We start from the raw sequence: 14162 nt of genomic DNA on the forward strand, positions 1-14162 counted from the left end.
CCGTCGACCATTTCTTTCTCCTGCAGGCCACCAGCCCAACGGCCTCGCGGTGACGGCCCCGACGGCGGGAACGTCGGCGCCCGGCAGAGCAACGGCGGGACGGCCGACGCCCGGCAGGGCGACGACGGGAACGCGGGCACCACCCGGTCCGACCGCGGCGCCGACGCGCGGGACCACTACCCCCACGTCCTCCTCCGCCACGCCCCTGCGCCGCTTCGCCGCTCGCCGCTCAGGGCGCCCCTTCCCCGGGAACACCAAGCACCGCCCGACCGAGCCGCAGCAGGCAGTCCCCGAGGTCCGGCCGGGCACAGTGCGGACGGTTCCGCACCCCGTCGTTGACCAGCGCGAACAGCGCGTGCACCCGGATCCGGGCGGTCGCCGCGTCGTACCCGGGGCGCACCTGCCGCAGCAGTCCGACCCAGGTGCGCAGGAAGTCCCGACGGAAGTCCACCGCGGCCCGGCGGTCGGGCGGGGCCAGCCGCTCCGTCTCGCTGAGCATCGCGCCCAGGTAGTCGCCGTTGCGCAGCGCGAAGCCGACGTACGCGCCCAGCCCGGCCTCCAGCGCCGCCCCGGGCCCGGCGGCGGCCCGGATCGCGCCGTCCACCTCGTGCCAGAGCCGTTCGCGGCTGCGCACCAGCGAGGCGGCGAGCAGCTCGGCCTTGCTGTCGAAGTGCCGGTAGACGCTCGGGCCGGATATGCCGACGGCGGCGCCGAGTTGGTCGGTGCTGACGTTGTCGAAGCCGCGCTGGTGGAACAGCCGCACGGCCGCCGCGAGCAGCTCCTCCCGGCGCGCCCGCGCTCTGGGCTCCGGCGCCGGCCGCGCCACCGGCCGCGGCACCGGTACGCCGACGGACCCTGTGGCCGCACCGTCCGGGGGAACCGCACCGTCCAGGCGGACCGCGAGGACGGCCGCGACCATCTCGCGCAGCAGCGCCTCGGCCCGCCGGGGCTGCGGCGCCGCCGACTGGTAGGACAGCCCGGCGCAGGCCGAGAGCGCCGACCAGCAGAGCAATTCGGCGTCCTCAGCGACCAGTTCGGGCCGTTCCGCGCGCAGCACCGCGGCCATCAGCGCGACGTCGGCGCGCAGTTCACGGCGCAGCGCCGCCCGCCGGGCCGGCGGCAGCAGCCGGGCGTCGCGCTGCACCAGGGTGCCGAGCGGACGGTGGCCGACCGCCACGGCGGCCAGCGCGGTGCCGAGGTCGGCGGTGGTACGGGCCGCGCGCAGGCCTTCGGCGAGCGCGTCCAGGCCTAGGAGGACGGCCCGGTCGAGCAGTTCGGGCTTGCCGCGGAAGTGCCGGTAGAGCGCCGGCGCGGTGATCCCGACGCCGGCGGCGACCTCGGTCATCGAGACCTGGTGGTAGCCGCTGCGGTGGAAGCGGTCGGCGGCCACGGCCAGGATCTGGGCGCGCCGCCCGGGCGGCCGTCGGACCATCATGGCGGGCCCCCTCTCCTGCGAGCGTCGACGGAAGGCTAGCAAGGATTCACTTCACGCCCCTCCAGGCCTTTCCCCACGGGCTTTTCACCCCCGGCCGACTCTGGACAGCCGAAGCTAGCCCCGATTAACTTGTGGGGCCATCACCAGGCATGTTCCGCTCCGGTCGGCAGCTCCGGCCGGTGCCGTCGAAGGGAGCGCCGCCGTGCGCCGCACCGTGTTCAACGAGGACCACGAGGCCTTCCGGGAGACCATCCGGGACTTCATCGCCAACGAGGTCGTCCCGGTCTACGAGAGCTGGGAGGCCGAGGGCCACCCGCCGCGCGACTTCTACCGGCAGCTCGGCGCGCTCGGCGTCTACGGCATCGAGGTGCCGGAGGAGTACGGCGGCGCGGGCGAGAGCGGGTTCAAGTACCAGGCGGTGATCGCCGAGGAGACCGCCCGGGCGGGCGTCAGCTTCGGTTCCTCCGGCGTTCACACCGGCCTGGTGCTGCCCTACCTGCTGGAGTACGCGAACGAGGAGCAGAAGCGGCGCTGGCTGCCCGGCTTCGTCTCCGGCGACATCATGACCGCGATCGCGATGACCGAGCCGGGCGCCGGCTCCGACCTCGCGGGCATCTCCACCACCGCGCGGCTCTCCGAGGACGGCACCCACTACGTCCTGAACGGCGCCAAGACCTTCATCACCGGCGGCGTGCTGGCCGACCTCGTCCTGGTGGTCTGCCGCACCGCCCCGCACGACCCGGAGAACCGCCGGGCCGGGCTGTCCATCCTCTGCGTGGACACCGCCTCCGCGGGCTACACCGTCGGCCGCAAGCTCCAGAAGATCGGCCTGCGCACCTCGGACACCGCCGAGTTGGCGTTCGACGACGTCCGGGTGCCGGTGGAGAACCTGCTCGGCGAGGAGGGCCGGGCGTTCTCCTACCTGACCCACAACCTGGTGCAGGAGCGCCTCGCGATCGCCGTCGGCGCGTACGCGGCGGCCGCGGCGGCGGTGCGGTTCGCGGTGCAGTACGTCAAGGACCGCAAGGTGTTCGGCAAGGCGGTCGCCGAGTTCCAGAACACCAAGTTCACCCTGGCCGACTGCGAGGCCCAGGTGGTGGCGCAGCAGTCGATGGTGGACCGGGCGCTGGAGCTGTACCAGAACGGCGAGTTGACCGTCGCGGACGCGGCCGCGGCGAAGCTGTTCTGCACCGAGTCGGCCTCCACCGTGATCGACAAGTGCCTTCAGCTGCACGGCGGTTACGGCTACATCCTGGAGTACCCGATCGCCCGGCTCTACACCGACAACCGGGTGTTCCGGATCTACGGCGGCACCAGCGAGGTCATGCGCAGCATCATCGCCAAGTCGCTCGGCCTGTAGGGCTGTTCAGGCCATTCGAACGCTGCGGCGGGTCGCCCTCGGGCGGCCCGCCGTACCCGTACCGGCACCCTCACCGGCGGCCGTCCCGGATCAGTTGGGCGAGCCGTGCTCGGCGCGCCAGGCCTCCCAGCCCGCCGTGGACGCCACCCGCGCCTCGCGCAGGGCCCGTTGGGCCATCGCGGCCGGTCGCGTCTCCAGGCCGCGCACCCACGTGCGCCCCGCGGCGAGCAGGGCCACGCAGACCATCGTCGCCCCGGCCGCACTGAGCACCGTGCCGATCGCGGTGAGCGCCACGCCGCCGGCCAGCACCGGACGGTTGACCTGGAAACCGCTGAACATTCTCTGGTTGGTCGCCATGCCTCCACGATGCGGGCAGTCGGCGGGGGCCGCACCTCGGACTGCTCGGGCGGGACGGCCGGGGCCGGCCCCCCTGGATTCCGTCGGATCAGGGCGCGGCGCCTCCGGGTGCGGGCCGCCCGGGCGTCCGCGACCCTGGGCACACGGAGTGCGCCCGGACCCGGAGCGAGGAGGAGGCGCGATGCCCGATCTCGAACAGCTCGCCGTGGAGCACGCCGCCCGGGCGGCCGAGAGTCCGCACGGGCGCAGCGCCCACCTGGTCCTGCACGACGGGATGCTGCGGCAGACCGTGATCGCGCTGACCGCGGGCACCGCACTGGACGAGCACAACCCGCCCACCGCGGGCAGTGTCCAAGTGCTGCGCGGCCGGGTCTCGCTGACCATCGCCGGCCGGCGGCTGGAACTGCCGGCCGGCCACCTGGAGCCCGTCCCGCAGGAGCGGCACGGGCTGCTGGCGCACGTCGACTCGGTGGTGCTGCTGACCGCCGTCACCGCGTAGCGGGCGGGGGCTCCACGGGGTTGAACACGCTGTCGCTGACCAGCCGCAGTCCGCGCAGGAAGTCCTGCCCGCTGGGCACGAGTTCGGGCGCGGCCAGCCACTGGGCGCAGTAGCCGGCCAGCAGGGTCTGGCAGAAGGCCCCGCGGGCGACCTCCTCCTCGGTGTCCGGCACCTCGGACACCCCCTGGAACACGGCGGCCAGCCCGAGCCGTCCCTCCTTCTGCGCCTCCGCGAAGGCCTGCGCCAGGTCGGGGGCGTGCCCGGCCTGGGCGAGCGCCTCGAACTGGGCCGCCCAGAGCCCGCGGTGCTCGACAAAGACGCCCCGCAGGCCGTCCCAGACGGCGGCGAAGCGCACCTCCGGGTCGTCCGACACCCGGTTGGCGGCGATCACGACCGCTCCCATGGCCGCCCCCATCTCCCCGATCGCCTCGATCATCGCCGCGTTGAGCAGCGCCTCCTTCGAGCCGAAGTGGTAGCCGATCGCGGCCAGGCTGACGCCGGAGGCGGTCGCGACGTCACGGGCGGTGGTGCGCCCGTAGCCCTTCTCGTACAGACAGCGCTTGGCGCCGGCCATCAGGTCTTCGCGGTTTCCCATGCCCTGATCCTACGGAAGTCCTGGACGGATGTCTTGCACATTTGTACTAGACAGGCGTCTGACACATTCGTACCGTCTACCCCATGACCGCAACCACCGGCCGCGCAGGCCGCCGCGAATGGATCGGCCTGGCCGTCCTCCTGCTCCCGACCCTCGTCCTCACCATGGACATGGGTGTGCTCTTCTTCGCCGTCCCGTACATCTCCACCACGCTGGCGCCGAGCGGCACCCAGCAGCTGTGGATCATGGACATGTACTCGTTCCTGCTGGCCGGGCTGCTCATCACGATGGGCGCCCTGGGCGACCGGATCGGCCGCCGCCGGCTGCTGATGATCGGCGCCGCCGGCTTCGCGGGCGCCTCGCTGCTGGCCGCCTGGTCGCACGACGCCGGCCAGCTGATCGCGGCCCGCGCGGTGCTCGGCGCGGCCGGGGCCACCGTGATGCCCTCGACGCTCGCGCTGATCCGCAACATGTTCCACGACCCCAGGCAGCGGCAGATCGCCCTCGGCGCCTGGGGCGGCGTCCTCACCGCGGGGGCCACCCTCGGCCCGGTCGCCGGCGGCCTGCTGCTGGAGCACTTCTGGTGGGGCTCGGCCTTCCTGCTCGCCGTCCCGGTGATGGCCCTGGTGCTGCTGGCCGCGCCCGTCCTGCTCCCCGAGTACCGCTCCCCCGGTCGCACCGGCCGCTTCGACCTGCTCGGCGCCGCGCTCTCACTGGCCGCGATCCTGCCGCTGGTCTACGGCGTCAAGACGGTCGCCGTCGACGGCTGGAGCCCGCTGCCGGGGCTCGCCATCCCCGTCGGGCTGCTGCTGGCCGCCGCCTTCGTCCGGCGCCAGCGCACCGCCGCCGACCCGCTGCTCGACCTGAGCCTGTTCCGGATCCGCACCTTCAGCGGCGCGATCAGCGTCAACAGCATCGCGATGTTCGCGATGATGGGCTTCTCGCTCTTCACCTCGCAGTACCTCCAGCTGGTCAAGGGCATGAGCCCGCTGACCGCCTCGCTCTGGTCGCTGGTGCCGAGCCTGGGCGTCGGCGCGGCGGTCGGGATCAGCTCGGCGCTGGCCGGGAAGGTCCGCCCGGCGGTGCTGATGGGCGGCGGGTTCCTGGTCGGTTCGGCGGGCTTCGCGATGATGACCCGGGTCGGGGCGCACTCCCCGCTGGCGCTCATCCTCACCGCGGCGGGCGTGCTGGCCGCCGGGACGGTCGGCACCATGACGATGACCGCCGAGATGGTCGTCTCCGCCGCCCCGGTCGAACGGGCCGGCGCCGCCTCCGCCACCTCCGAGACCGCCGTCGAGCTCGGCAGCTCGCTCGGCATCGCCCTGCTCGGCGCGGCCGGCGCCGCGGTCTACCGCCACCGGCTGGACGGTGCCCTCCCGGCCGGCGTCGACGGCGAGGCCGCCCGGGCCGCCCAGGACACCCTCGGCGGCGCGGTCACCGTCGCCGGCCACCTGCCCGGCCGGGTCGGCGCCGACCTGCTGGAGACCGCCCGCACCGCTTTCACCGATGGCCTGCACGTCGCGGCCGTGGTCGGCCTGGTCTTCGCACTGGGCGCCGCGACCCTGGCCTACCGCCTGATGCGCCACCTCCCGGCCGCCACCACCGCGCCCGCCCCCGAGCCCGCCACCGTCTGACCCACCCGGCCGATCCACGCGAGTCACGGCCCGCCGGAACTCCACCCGGAGGTGGATCGCGGCGGGTCCACCCCCGGGTGGGTGTGCCGGCGGCCCGGTCGGAGGATCGCGGCGGGTCCACCCCCGGGTGGGTGTGCCGGCGGCCCGGTCGGAGGACCGTGGAGGCACACCTCGGATCCGACCGCCGGGAGCCCTGATGTCCCTGCCCTCCCTCCTCTCCCTCTTCGGCCTGCTCTGCTGGATCGCCTACGAGCTGCTGCTGCGCCGGCGTGAGGACGCCTCCGCCGGCACCTGGCACGCCGACCGCCGCGACCGCGGGTCGACCCGGCTGCTGCTCGGCTGCTACCCGGCCTCGGTCCTGGTCGTGGTGCTGTTCGACCACGCCGGGATCGGCGAACTGCCCGCCTGGGCACGCTGGTTCGGGGTCGCCATGGTGGCCGCCGGGCTGGCGCTGCGGGCCTGGGGCATGCGCACCCTGGGCCGGTACTACACCCGCACCCTGCGCACCGTGGAGACCCAGCAGCTGGTCCGCGGCGGCCCGTACCGGCTGATCCGGCACCCCGGTTACACCGGCAGCCTGCTGGTCTGGGCCGGCTACGCGGTCGGCACCGGCAGCTGGGTGGCCGCCCTGGTGGCCGCGGCGCTGCTGCTGGCCGGGTACGGCTGGCGGATCTCCGCCGAGGAACGGCTGCTGCTGGACGCCTTCGGCAGCGAGTACGAGGAGTACCGTCGGGTGTCGAAGCGTCTGGTGCCGTTCGTCTACTGAACGCGCCGAACGCACCGGTGAACGCGCCGAACGCACCGACACGAGCGGCGCATGTGAGCTTCGGCACCCGTATTCGGCCAGCCGGGCACCGCGGTCCTCGCGATCCGCCTGAACGGCACCTGGTTTTTGGCCAGCGTTTCCCGGCCGGTGTATCCGTTCTCCGTCAGGGCCAGGCATACTGGCCAGCACGGGCGCTAGCGCCCGCCATGACTCTAGACAAGAAGGGACCGGTGGCCAGGGATGCTGCGGAACGGTCTTGAGCCCTGGCACATTCTCGTGGTGCTGGCGGTCGTAGTCCTGCTGTTCGGATCGAAGAAGCTGCCCGAGATGGCCCGTGGCCTGGGCAAGTCCATGCGCATCCTGAAGGCCGAGACCAAGGCCATGCGCGAGGACGACACCCCGGTGGACGCCGCCGGTACCGCGCAGAGCACCGCCGCTCCCCAGCAGAGCGCCGACCGCCCGGCCGTCACGCCGACCAACGTGACCAAGGCCACCGAGACCAAGCGGCCCGAGACGGCCGCCTGATCCTGCCTCCGTGACTCCGGAAAGCCCCTGGTGACCCACCAGGGGCTTTCCGCGTTCCGGGGCCGTCCGGGCATCCGGCCCCTCCCGACTGGCCGTCCGATCTGATCCGTTGTCTCCTGGGTGCACCACCGGAGGAACGGAGTCCCGGCATGCCCACCGACGAGCCCGGCGGCGAGCGCGACGGTAAGCGTGAGGGCGAGCCCGGTGCCGGTTCCGGTCCCGGCGACGGGTCCGGCGACGGTCCCGGCGACGGTCCCGGTGACGGGTCCGGTGACGGACTGGCCGAGCTGCGGGCCCGGCTGAGCGCCGTCGAGGCCCAGGAGGCGCGGCTCGCCGAGCAGTTGGCGGCCGGCTCGGCAGCGCGCCCGCCCCGGCACCTGGTGCGCTCCTTCCTCGCCGCCCTGCTGATCGTGCTGGCCTGTGTGCTCACCCCGCTCGGCGCCCTCGCGCTCTGGGCGAGGTCCGAGATCAGCGACACCGACCGCTACCTCGCGACCATGGCCCCGCTGGCCGAGGACCCCCGGATCAAGGCGGCCGTCACCGACCGGGCGACCGCGGAGATCATGAAGAAGCTCCCGCTCGACTCGCTGCTCGACGGCCTCGCCCCGGCTGACAAGCCCAAGCTCGGCGCGCTGCTGGGCGGCGTCGGCCAGGCCCTGGAGGGCGGACTCAGCGGCTTCGTCCACACCCAGGTCGAGCGGCTGGTGGACAGCGACGCCTTCGTCACCCTCTGGACGGACGCCAACCGGGACGCGCACGCCGCCGTCGTGCAGATGGTGACCGGGCAGGGCGGCGGCGCCGTCGAGGTGCACGGCGACACCGTGGTGCTCGACCTCGCCCCGGTGATCGCCCGGGTGAAGTCCAAGCTGGTCGACCAGGGGATCCCGCTGGCCTCCCGGATCCCGGAGATCCACACCTCCTACCCGCTGGTGCAGTCCGACGCCCTGCCGGAGATCCGCACCACCCTGCGGATCCTGAACCTGGCCGGGTTCTGGGTGCCGGTGCTGGCCGGCGCCTGCGCGCTCGGCGGGGTGCTGCTCGCCGCGCGGCGCCGCCGGGCCGTGGTGGTGGCGTCCCTCGGCATGGCGGGCGGGGCGCTGCTGCTGGGCGTCGGGCTGAGCGTGTTCCGGGCCGTCTACCTGGACCGGCTGCCGGCCGACGTCGACCAGGCGGCCGCCCAGGCGGTGTACGACACCCTGGTGCGGTACCTGCGCTCGGCCGTCCGGGTGGTGGTCACCCTCGGTCTGCTGGTCGCGCTCGGCGCCTGGGTCACGGGCCCGGGGCGCTGGGCGCGCACCGTCCGGGGCGGCTGGCGCGCCGGGCTGGGCGGGGTACGGCGGGTGGCCGGACGGGCCGGCCTGCGGCTCGGGCCGGTCGGCCGGTTCGTCCACCGCTGGAAGGCCCCGCTGGGCTGGCTGGCGGTCGCGCTCACGGCACTGGCCTTCGTACTGTGGAGCTACCCGACGGTGCTGGTGACACTCTGTCTGGCGCTCGGGCTGCTCGCCGTCCTGGCGGTGCTGGAGCTGCTGGACGAACCGGGGGCCGGACGGGCCGAGCGGGCCGGGCCTCCTCGGCCGGTGGCCTGAAGGGGAGCCCGGGTCCGGCGGGGCTCGCCCGGTCGGAGCAGGCGGGAGGGCGGGCGGGAGCAGGTGCGGCGAGGCTGGACGGGATGTCCGAGAACCCGCCGCCGCCTACCGACCTGAGGGCCTGGTTCTGGCTGCTGTGCGCGTCGACGCTGCTGATGGTCGGGTACTTCGTCCTGCCGCTGGAGTGGCTGGGCGAGCGCCGGCCGCGGCTGAGCTGGCTGGCCTTCGTGGGGGCGCTCGTCGGGATGAGCTGGCTGATGCTGGCCAAGATCATCGGCGTGATGCGGGGCACCGCCAAGCGGCCGGTGGTCTGGCTGATCTTCCTGATCTTCCTCGCGCTGACCATCTTCGCGGGGACGTACTTCGTACTGGGCTCGCGCAAAGCGGAGTTCGCCGGGCTGGAGACCCGGCTGGACGCGCTGTACTTCACGGTCGTGACGATGGCCACCGTGGGGTACGGCGACATCACCCCGGCGGGGCAGACGGCCCGGCTCGTGGTGACGATCCAGATCGGGTACAACTTCGTGTTCCTCGCGGCCGCGGCCGGGACGGCGTCCCAGGCGATCCGGGGGAACGTCGAGCGGAGGATCCGGAAGCAGGAGTGAACCCGCCGGCCGGCGCGGGCGGGCCCGTACCAGCGGCCTGCACGGGCCGTGGAGCCGGGTCGGACCCACCGCCTTGCCCACAGGTTGTGGACAAGGCGGTGGACTCAGGAGCGGCTGGTGTCGATCACGCAGGAGCGGTTGCCGGCCGGGGCGAGGACCGTCCGGTCGCCCCCGACCGGGCCGCCGCGCGGGACGTGGTCGAGGGCGGCCGTCCGGAAGGCGCCGGCGCGGGACACGCCGCAGACGCCGAGGGTGAGGGATCCGATCGTCAGCACGGGCCCGTTCTGGTGGACCGTCAGTCGTCCTGGAGGTCGGCGGCGGTGTGGAGGGTGGCGAACAGGGCCGAGAGGCGGGTGTTCCAGCTGGCGTACGTCGGGACGTCGACGGCGTGCTTCTTTCCCATGTCCCGGACCACCTTCTGGGCGTTCCTGAGCTCCTGGGCGGCGTCGTCCGGGTTGCCCTCGTTGAGGCGCGCGGCGGTGGTGTCGAGGATCCTCAGCAGCTCCGCCTGCTTGTCCCGTTCCTTGCCGACCTGGGCCTGGGCGACGGCCTGACGGAAGGACTGGATCTGCAGCGCGGCGGGCTGGTTGCGCGGGACGGCCGAGGTGGGCGCGGGGGGCGCGGAGGGCGCGGTGGTGGTGGGCGCCGCCGAGGTCGGCGCGGAGGCCTTCGGGGCGGGGGTCGTGGCCTGGGTGGTGGGCGTCACCGCCGCAGCGGTGGCCGCGGCCGGTTTGGCGGCGGCCGCGCCCTCGGCCGGTCCGTCGAAGGCGGTGAGGGCCAGCGCCGTGACCCCGGCGAGGCCCGCCACGCCCAGTGCCCCGAGCACCAGCGGCTTGCGCCGGCCGCGGGCGGGGGCGGGGACGGGAGCCGGCGCCGGGGCGGGGGTGGGGACCGGCGCCATCACCGAGGTGGCGGCCGGCGGCTGGGGCGGCAGCACGGTGGTGTGCTGCTGGTTCGGCGAGGGGGCGGCGGCAACGGGCGGAAGGAACCGGGTCTCGGCCCCGGCGGTGTTCGCGAGCAGTTCGGCGGTCGGATCGCCGACCATCAACCCGGGCACGGTGGTGAGGAGTTCGGCCCGTGCGGCGGCCGCGTCGGCCGGGCGGTCGGCCGGGTTCTTGGCCAGCAGCCGCAGCACCGCCGCATCCAGCGCGGGCGGCAGGCCGGGGCGGCGGACGGACGGCGGCAGGGGCTGCTCGCTGACGTGCTTGAAGGCGATCGCCACCGGGGTGTCGGCGGTGAACGGGGTCGCGCCGGTGAGCATCTCGGTGAGCACGCAGCCGACCGCGTACAGGTCCGTCCGCCCGTCCAGCTCCGAGGCGGTGGCCTGTTCGGGCGAGAGGTAGGCGGCCGTACCGAGCACGCTCGCGGTCTGGGTGAGGTTGTTGGAGGAACCGGCCCTGGCGATGCCGAAGTCGACGACCTTCACCCCGCCGTCGTCGGTGATCATGATGTTCCCGGGCTTGATGTCCCGGTGCACCAGCCCGGCCGCGTGCGCGACCGACAGCGCCTCGCAGACCGCCGCCGCGATGCCGACGGCGCGCTCCACCGGCAGCGCCTGCCGCTCCGCCAGCAGGGCGGCCAGCGAACGGCCGCTGACCAGCTCCATGACGATGAACGGGGTGCCCTGGTCCACGCCGGAGTCGAAGACCATGACGATCCTCGGGTGCGCCAGCATGGCCGCGTGCTGGGCCTCGCGGCTGAACCGCTCGGCGAAGCGGGGGTCGTCGGCGAGGCCGCCGTTGAGCACCTTGACGGCCACCTGACGGCCCAGCACCCGGTCGACGCCGCGCCACACGGTGGCCATGCCGCCGACGCCGAGCAACTCGACGAGTTCATAACGCCCGTTCAGCGCCCGTCCGATCACCTGGAGCTCCCCTCACGTGCCCTGCCCGGGGTCCCGGGCCGCCTCGTGCACCTGTGCACGATAGCCGCACCGCCGTACGGGCCGAACGGCCCGACCAGGGGCGGAGGGTGGCGGTCGGGGGACCGGGCAGCGGTCCCCCGGCCGCCGGCACGGGGGTGCGGCCCGCCCTGACTGCGGGCGGGCGGGCCGCACGTTTCCGGGCCGGCCGGTCCGGCGGCGCGTCCGGGGGTGCGCCTACCGGTCCGGCCGGGGCCGGCCGGGCGGACCGGTGGGCACGGGGGAGCCGACCGGCCACCCGGGGTCTTCGGGTGGTGCTGCTTCCCGCGGGTGGTGCGGGATGGTGCGGGTACTGCGGGTGGTGCTGTTCCGGGTGGGCGGCGAGCCCGGGGGGAGTCGCTCGCCGCCCACCCGGAGTTCTCGGGGTTACCTCTCGGCCGACTGCTGGTTCTCGGACCGGTCGGGCTTGCTCGGGCGGACGTCCTGCGCGCCGGGGGCGGGCGGGAGAGTGACGCCGGACTTGCCCGGCCTGCTGCCGGCGCCGCCGGTGTCCTGGCCGTTGCCGCCGCCGTCGGCGTTGCCGCCTCCGGTACCGCCGCTTCCGGTGCCGGTGCCGTTGCCGCTGCCACCGGTCCGGCCGCCGTCGCTGTGGCCCTTGCCCGCGCCCGCACCGGGAACGGTGCCGGGGCGGCCGGGCCCCCGCGTCGAGGTGGTGGCGCCCTGGTGGTCGCCGTCCTCGTCGCCGGTCGCGGCCTTGCAGTAGTCCGTCACCCGGTCCGCGCCGCCGGCCGCCGTGACCAGCGGGCCGTACAGCGGGTCGCCGACCAGCTTGCTCGGGTGCTCGCCCTTGGCCGTTCGGTCGGTGAAGCCGGTGCAGAGGCCGAGCAGCGCGGGCGGGGCGGCGGTTCGCAGGCCGCGCCCCTCGGCCGAGGGGGTGCCGGGCGTCGTGGGGTCGGACGGGACGACCGCCTGCGGTCCGCCGGACGGACGGGCGGCGCCGGACGTCACGGCACCGAACGGGGCCACGCCCGCGGACGGGCCGACGGTCGACGAGGCCGGCACGGGGCCGCCGGCCGCGTCCCCGCCCGCGAGCCCGTGCTCCGGTGCGGACGGGCCGCCGCCCAGCGGGGACGGCAGGTTGCCGGTGCCGGCGGCGACGGCGACCCCGCACAGCGCGGTGGCGCCGAGCACGACGGCAGTGGCCTTCGTGCTGAAGGCCCTGGCCAGCGCGGCGGTTGCCATCGATCGTCTCCGGACGGGGGTCACTGTCGGGTCGGGCGCGAGACTCGCCTTCCGGAACGCGGCCAGGGCGGCCTCCTCCCCGGCCAGTTCCTCGGCCGTCGCGGGAGCGGCGGCCGCGGCGAGCACCCGGGCGAGCTGCCCGGGACCGCCGTCCGGTCCGGTGAGCGAGGCGTCCTGCCCGGCCGACGGGCCGCCCACGGCACCGCCGAGCAGCTGCTCGGCGGCATCACGGTCGATCCGACGGGATCGGTTGGTGCTCATCTCATGTCCTTCAGCGTCGCGGCCCGGCGTTCTGTCACACCCTGCGGAGAACTTTTTTTCGCGGGTTTCCCCGTGGGTCGCCCGGCGGCCTCGCCCGCGCTCACTCCGGCGGCTGTTCCGGGGGCGGTCCCGGCAGTGGTTCCGGCGGCCGTTCCGGCGGTTTCGGGCCCCGCACCGGCCTCGGCGCGGGCCGCCCGTCCGCCGGCCCGGGCGGCCGGGATGCCGCCCCCGGACGCGAGCGGCTCGACCAGCTTGGCCAGCCGCCGCAAGCCCCGGTGGGCAGCCATCCGGACGCTGCCGGCCCGCTTGCCGAGCACCCGGGCGGCGCTCTCCGCGTCCAGCTCCATGACCACCCTCAGCAGCACGGCCTCGGCCTGGTCGCGCGGCAGCCGGGAGATCAGGGCCAGCGCGTCGGCGGTGCCTACCGCGGTCAGCGCGGCCCGCGCGGTGTCGTCCCCCGCCGCCAGCTCGGCCAACTGCTCGACGGGCAGGTCGGCGACCGGACGGCGACGCCGGGCGCGCAGGTGGTCGAGGGCGCGGTGGCGGGCGACGGTGGCGGCCCAGCCGCGGAAGGCGTCCCCGTCCCCGGAGAAGCCGCGCAGGTCCCGGGCGATCTGCAGCCAGGTCTCGGACGCGATGTCCTCGGCGTCCTGCGCGTCCTCCGGCCGGCCTCCGACCAGCACCCGCAGGTAGCGCAGCAGGCCCGGCTGCACCGTCCGGAACAGCAGCCGGAACGCCTCCTCGTCGCCGCCCTGCGCGGCCCGGACCGCCTCGGTCAGGTCGGGGCGGGCGGAGGCCGGGCCCGGTGGCGGGCCGTCGGGTGGTACTGGTCCGGACCGGCCGACGGGGCCGCCGGTGCCCGCTCCGGGGCGCTCTGCACTCTGCACCCGCCACATGATGCGCCATTCGGGCGAACACTTCGGCTCCGGCCGAACGACCGGCGCGGCCGGGGCCAAGGTCCCGAGAACTGCCGCCGTTCGCCCACGGCCCGGGCGGGCCCGTCCGCCCTACGTTGTCGGTAGGCGAAGCAACCCGGTCGCCGCCGCACCCGGACGCCGGGTCCGCCGGCACTCCCGGCCCGCCACCGCGACCCCGCCCCCGTTCGAGGGCGCACGCACGACCCGTACCGGCCCCGGTCGCACGCCCCTCCCGGGTTTGGGCCGGCCCTCCGGGGACCAGCACCGACGGGGAACTCCCACCGGCGGGCCTCTCCCCCCGGGGCAGGGGCCCGTCCCCGACGCAGGGGCCCGTCCCCGCGGAGAGCACCACCGACAGGGCACGGCTCCCGGCGGGACCGCCACCGGCAGCACGACGAGCAGGGAAAGACCACGATGACGACCGCCCACGAGCTCCACGAGCACCACGGGCTCCACGCGAAGGGCCTGCGCGAGCACCTCGCACCCGCCCTGCGCGCCCTGGGCCTCACCGGGCGGCGA

At 75.0% G+C, this 14162-nt stretch carries 14 protein-coding genes; 7 read left to right on the forward strand and 7 right to left on the reverse strand.

All coding sequences use genetic code 11. The features are described 5' to 3' along the window. Positions 1 to 229: 229 nt before the first annotated feature. Positions 230 to 1435 (reverse strand): TetR/AcrR family transcriptional regulator, encoded by a 1206-nt coding sequence (locus tag ACWDBB_RS05635; RefSeq protein WP_449788349.1) that lies wholly within the window; start codon positions 1433 to 1435, stop codon positions 230 to 232. A 202-nt stretch (positions 1436 to 1637) separates the two neighbouring features. Between ACWDBB_RS05635 and ACWDBB_RS05640 the strand changes: the two genes are divergently transcribed. After that, a complete protein-coding gene (locus ACWDBB_RS05640; protein ID WP_449788350.1) occupies positions 1638 to 2795 on the forward strand; it encodes an acyl-CoA dehydrogenase family protein in 1158 nt (385 codons plus the stop codon). Positions 2796 to 2885: 90 nt separating this feature from the next. Here the strand turns inward: ACWDBB_RS05640 and ACWDBB_RS05645 are convergent, their stop codons facing one another. Continuing rightward, positions 2886 to 3152 (reverse strand): hypothetical protein, encoded by a 267-nt coding sequence (locus tag ACWDBB_RS05645; protein ID WP_449788351.1) that lies wholly within the window; start codon positions 3150 to 3152, stop codon positions 2886 to 2888. A gap of 181 nt (positions 3153 to 3333) precedes the next feature. Between ACWDBB_RS05645 and ACWDBB_RS05650 the strand changes: the two genes are divergently transcribed. Next, on the forward strand, positions 3334 to 3651 hold the full coding sequence (locus ACWDBB_RS05650; RefSeq protein WP_392914342.1) for a cupin domain-containing protein: 318 nt from the start codon (positions 3334 to 3336) through the stop codon (positions 3649 to 3651). Here ACWDBB_RS05650 and ACWDBB_RS05655 read toward each other — a convergent pair. Next, positions 3641 to 4246 (reverse strand): TetR/AcrR family transcriptional regulator, encoded by a 606-nt coding sequence (locus ACWDBB_RS05655; protein WP_449788352.1) that lies wholly within the window; start codon positions 4244 to 4246, stop codon positions 3641 to 3643. The two genes, ACWDBB_RS05650 and ACWDBB_RS05655, sit on opposite strands and share 11 nt — an antisense overlap. Before the next feature lie 83 nt (positions 4247 to 4329). Between ACWDBB_RS05655 and ACWDBB_RS05660 the strand changes: the two genes are divergently transcribed. From ACWDBB_RS05660 to ACWDBB_RS05680, 5 genes are all read left to right on the forward strand, one after another. After that, a complete protein-coding gene (locus ACWDBB_RS05660; RefSeq protein WP_449788353.1) occupies positions 4330 to 5880 on the forward strand; it encodes an MFS transporter in 1551 nt (516 codons plus the stop codon). 196 nt (positions 5881 to 6076) lie between these two features. Beyond that, positions 6077 to 6646, forward strand: coding sequence for a methyltransferase family protein (locus ACWDBB_RS05665; RefSeq protein ID WP_449788354.1), 570 nt, complete (start codon positions 6077 to 6079; stop codon positions 6644 to 6646). A 240-nt stretch (positions 6647 to 6886) separates the two neighbouring features. After that, the gene (tatA, locus tag ACWDBB_RS05670; RefSeq protein WP_449788355.1) at positions 6887 to 7171 is read left to right on the forward strand and encodes a Sec-independent protein translocase subunit TatA; all 285 of its coding nucleotides are present in this window, start codon (positions 6887 to 6889) and stop codon (positions 7169 to 7171) included. 149 nt (positions 7172 to 7320) lie between these two features. Further along, positions 7321 to 8757 (forward strand): hypothetical protein, encoded by a 1437-nt coding sequence (locus ACWDBB_RS05675; RefSeq protein ID WP_449788356.1) that lies wholly within the window; start codon positions 7321 to 7323, stop codon positions 8755 to 8757. Between the two features lie 83 nt (positions 8758 to 8840). Then, positions 8841 to 9362, forward strand: coding sequence for an ion channel (locus tag ACWDBB_RS05680; RefSeq protein ID WP_449788357.1), 522 nt, complete (start codon positions 8841 to 8843; stop codon positions 9360 to 9362). Positions 9363 to 9466: 104 nt separating this feature from the next. Here ACWDBB_RS05680 and ACWDBB_RS05685 read toward each other — a convergent pair whose 3' ends face one another. The 4 genes from ACWDBB_RS05685 to ACWDBB_RS05700 form a co-directional block, all read right to left on the reverse strand. Then, positions 9467 to 9637, reverse strand: coding sequence for a hypothetical protein (locus tag ACWDBB_RS05685; protein ID WP_449788358.1), 171 nt, complete (start codon positions 9635 to 9637; stop codon positions 9467 to 9469). 20 nt (positions 9638 to 9657) lie between these two features. Continuing rightward, positions 9658 to 11226 carry a protein kinase domain-containing protein gene (locus ACWDBB_RS05690; RefSeq protein ID WP_449788359.1) on the reverse strand — a complete coding sequence of 523 codons (1569 nt, stop codon included), beginning with the start codon at positions 11224 to 11226 and terminating at the stop codon, positions 9658 to 9660. A 423-nt stretch (positions 11227 to 11649) separates the two neighbouring features. After that, positions 11650 to 12726 (reverse strand): hypothetical protein, encoded by a 1077-nt coding sequence (locus tag ACWDBB_RS05695; protein WP_449788360.1) that lies wholly within the window; start codon positions 12724 to 12726, stop codon positions 11650 to 11652. Beyond that, on the reverse strand, positions 12723 to 13613 hold the full coding sequence (locus tag ACWDBB_RS05700; protein WP_449788361.1) for an RNA polymerase sigma factor: 891 nt from the start codon (positions 13611 to 13613) through the stop codon (positions 12723 to 12725). Before ACWDBB_RS05700 ends, ACWDBB_RS05695 begins: the two co-directional genes overlap by 4 nt. Positions 13614 to 14162: the final 549 nt, after the last annotated feature.

The organism is Kitasatospora sp. NPDC001095, from assembly GCF_053598615.1.

Bases quoted from the DNA above. Each gene is read 5' to 3' on its own strand.
- ACWDBB_RS05635 (WP_449788349.1), bottom strand. From the start codon at position 1,435: ATGATGGTCCGACGGCCGCCCGGGCGGCGCGCCCAGATCCTGGCCGTG.
- ACWDBB_RS05660 (WP_449788353.1), top strand. From the start codon at position 4,330: ATGACCGCAACCACCGGCCGCGCAGGCCGCCGCGAATGGATCGGCCTG.
- ACWDBB_RS05650 (WP_392914342.1), top strand. From the start codon at position 3,334: ATGCCCGATCTCGAACAGCTCGCCGTGGAGCACGCCGCCCGGGCGGCC.
- ACWDBB_RS05695 (WP_449788360.1), bottom strand. From the start codon at position 12,726: ATGAGCACCAACCGATCCCGTCGGATCGACCGTGATGCCGCCGAGCAG.
- tatA (WP_449788355.1), top strand. From the start codon at position 6,887: ATGCTGCGGAACGGTCTTGAGCCCTGGCACATTCTCGTGGTGCTGGCG.
- ACWDBB_RS05680 (WP_449788357.1), top strand. From the start codon at position 8,841: ATGTCCGAGAACCCGCCGCCGCCTACCGACCTGAGGGCCTGGTTCTGG.
- ACWDBB_RS05645 (WP_449788351.1), bottom strand. From the start codon at position 3,152: ATGGCGACCAACCAGAGAATGTTCAGCGGTTTCCAGGTCAACCGTCCG.
- ACWDBB_RS05655 (WP_449788352.1), bottom strand. From the start codon at position 4,246: ATGGGAAACCGCGAAGACCTGATGGCCGGCGCCAAGCGCTGTCTGTAC.
- ACWDBB_RS05665 (WP_449788354.1), top strand. From the start codon at position 6,077: ATGTCCCTGCCCTCCCTCCTCTCCCTCTTCGGCCTGCTCTGCTGGATC.
- ACWDBB_RS05675 (WP_449788356.1), top strand. From the start codon at position 7,321: ATGCCCACCGACGAGCCCGGCGGCGAGCGCGACGGTAAGCGTGAGGGC.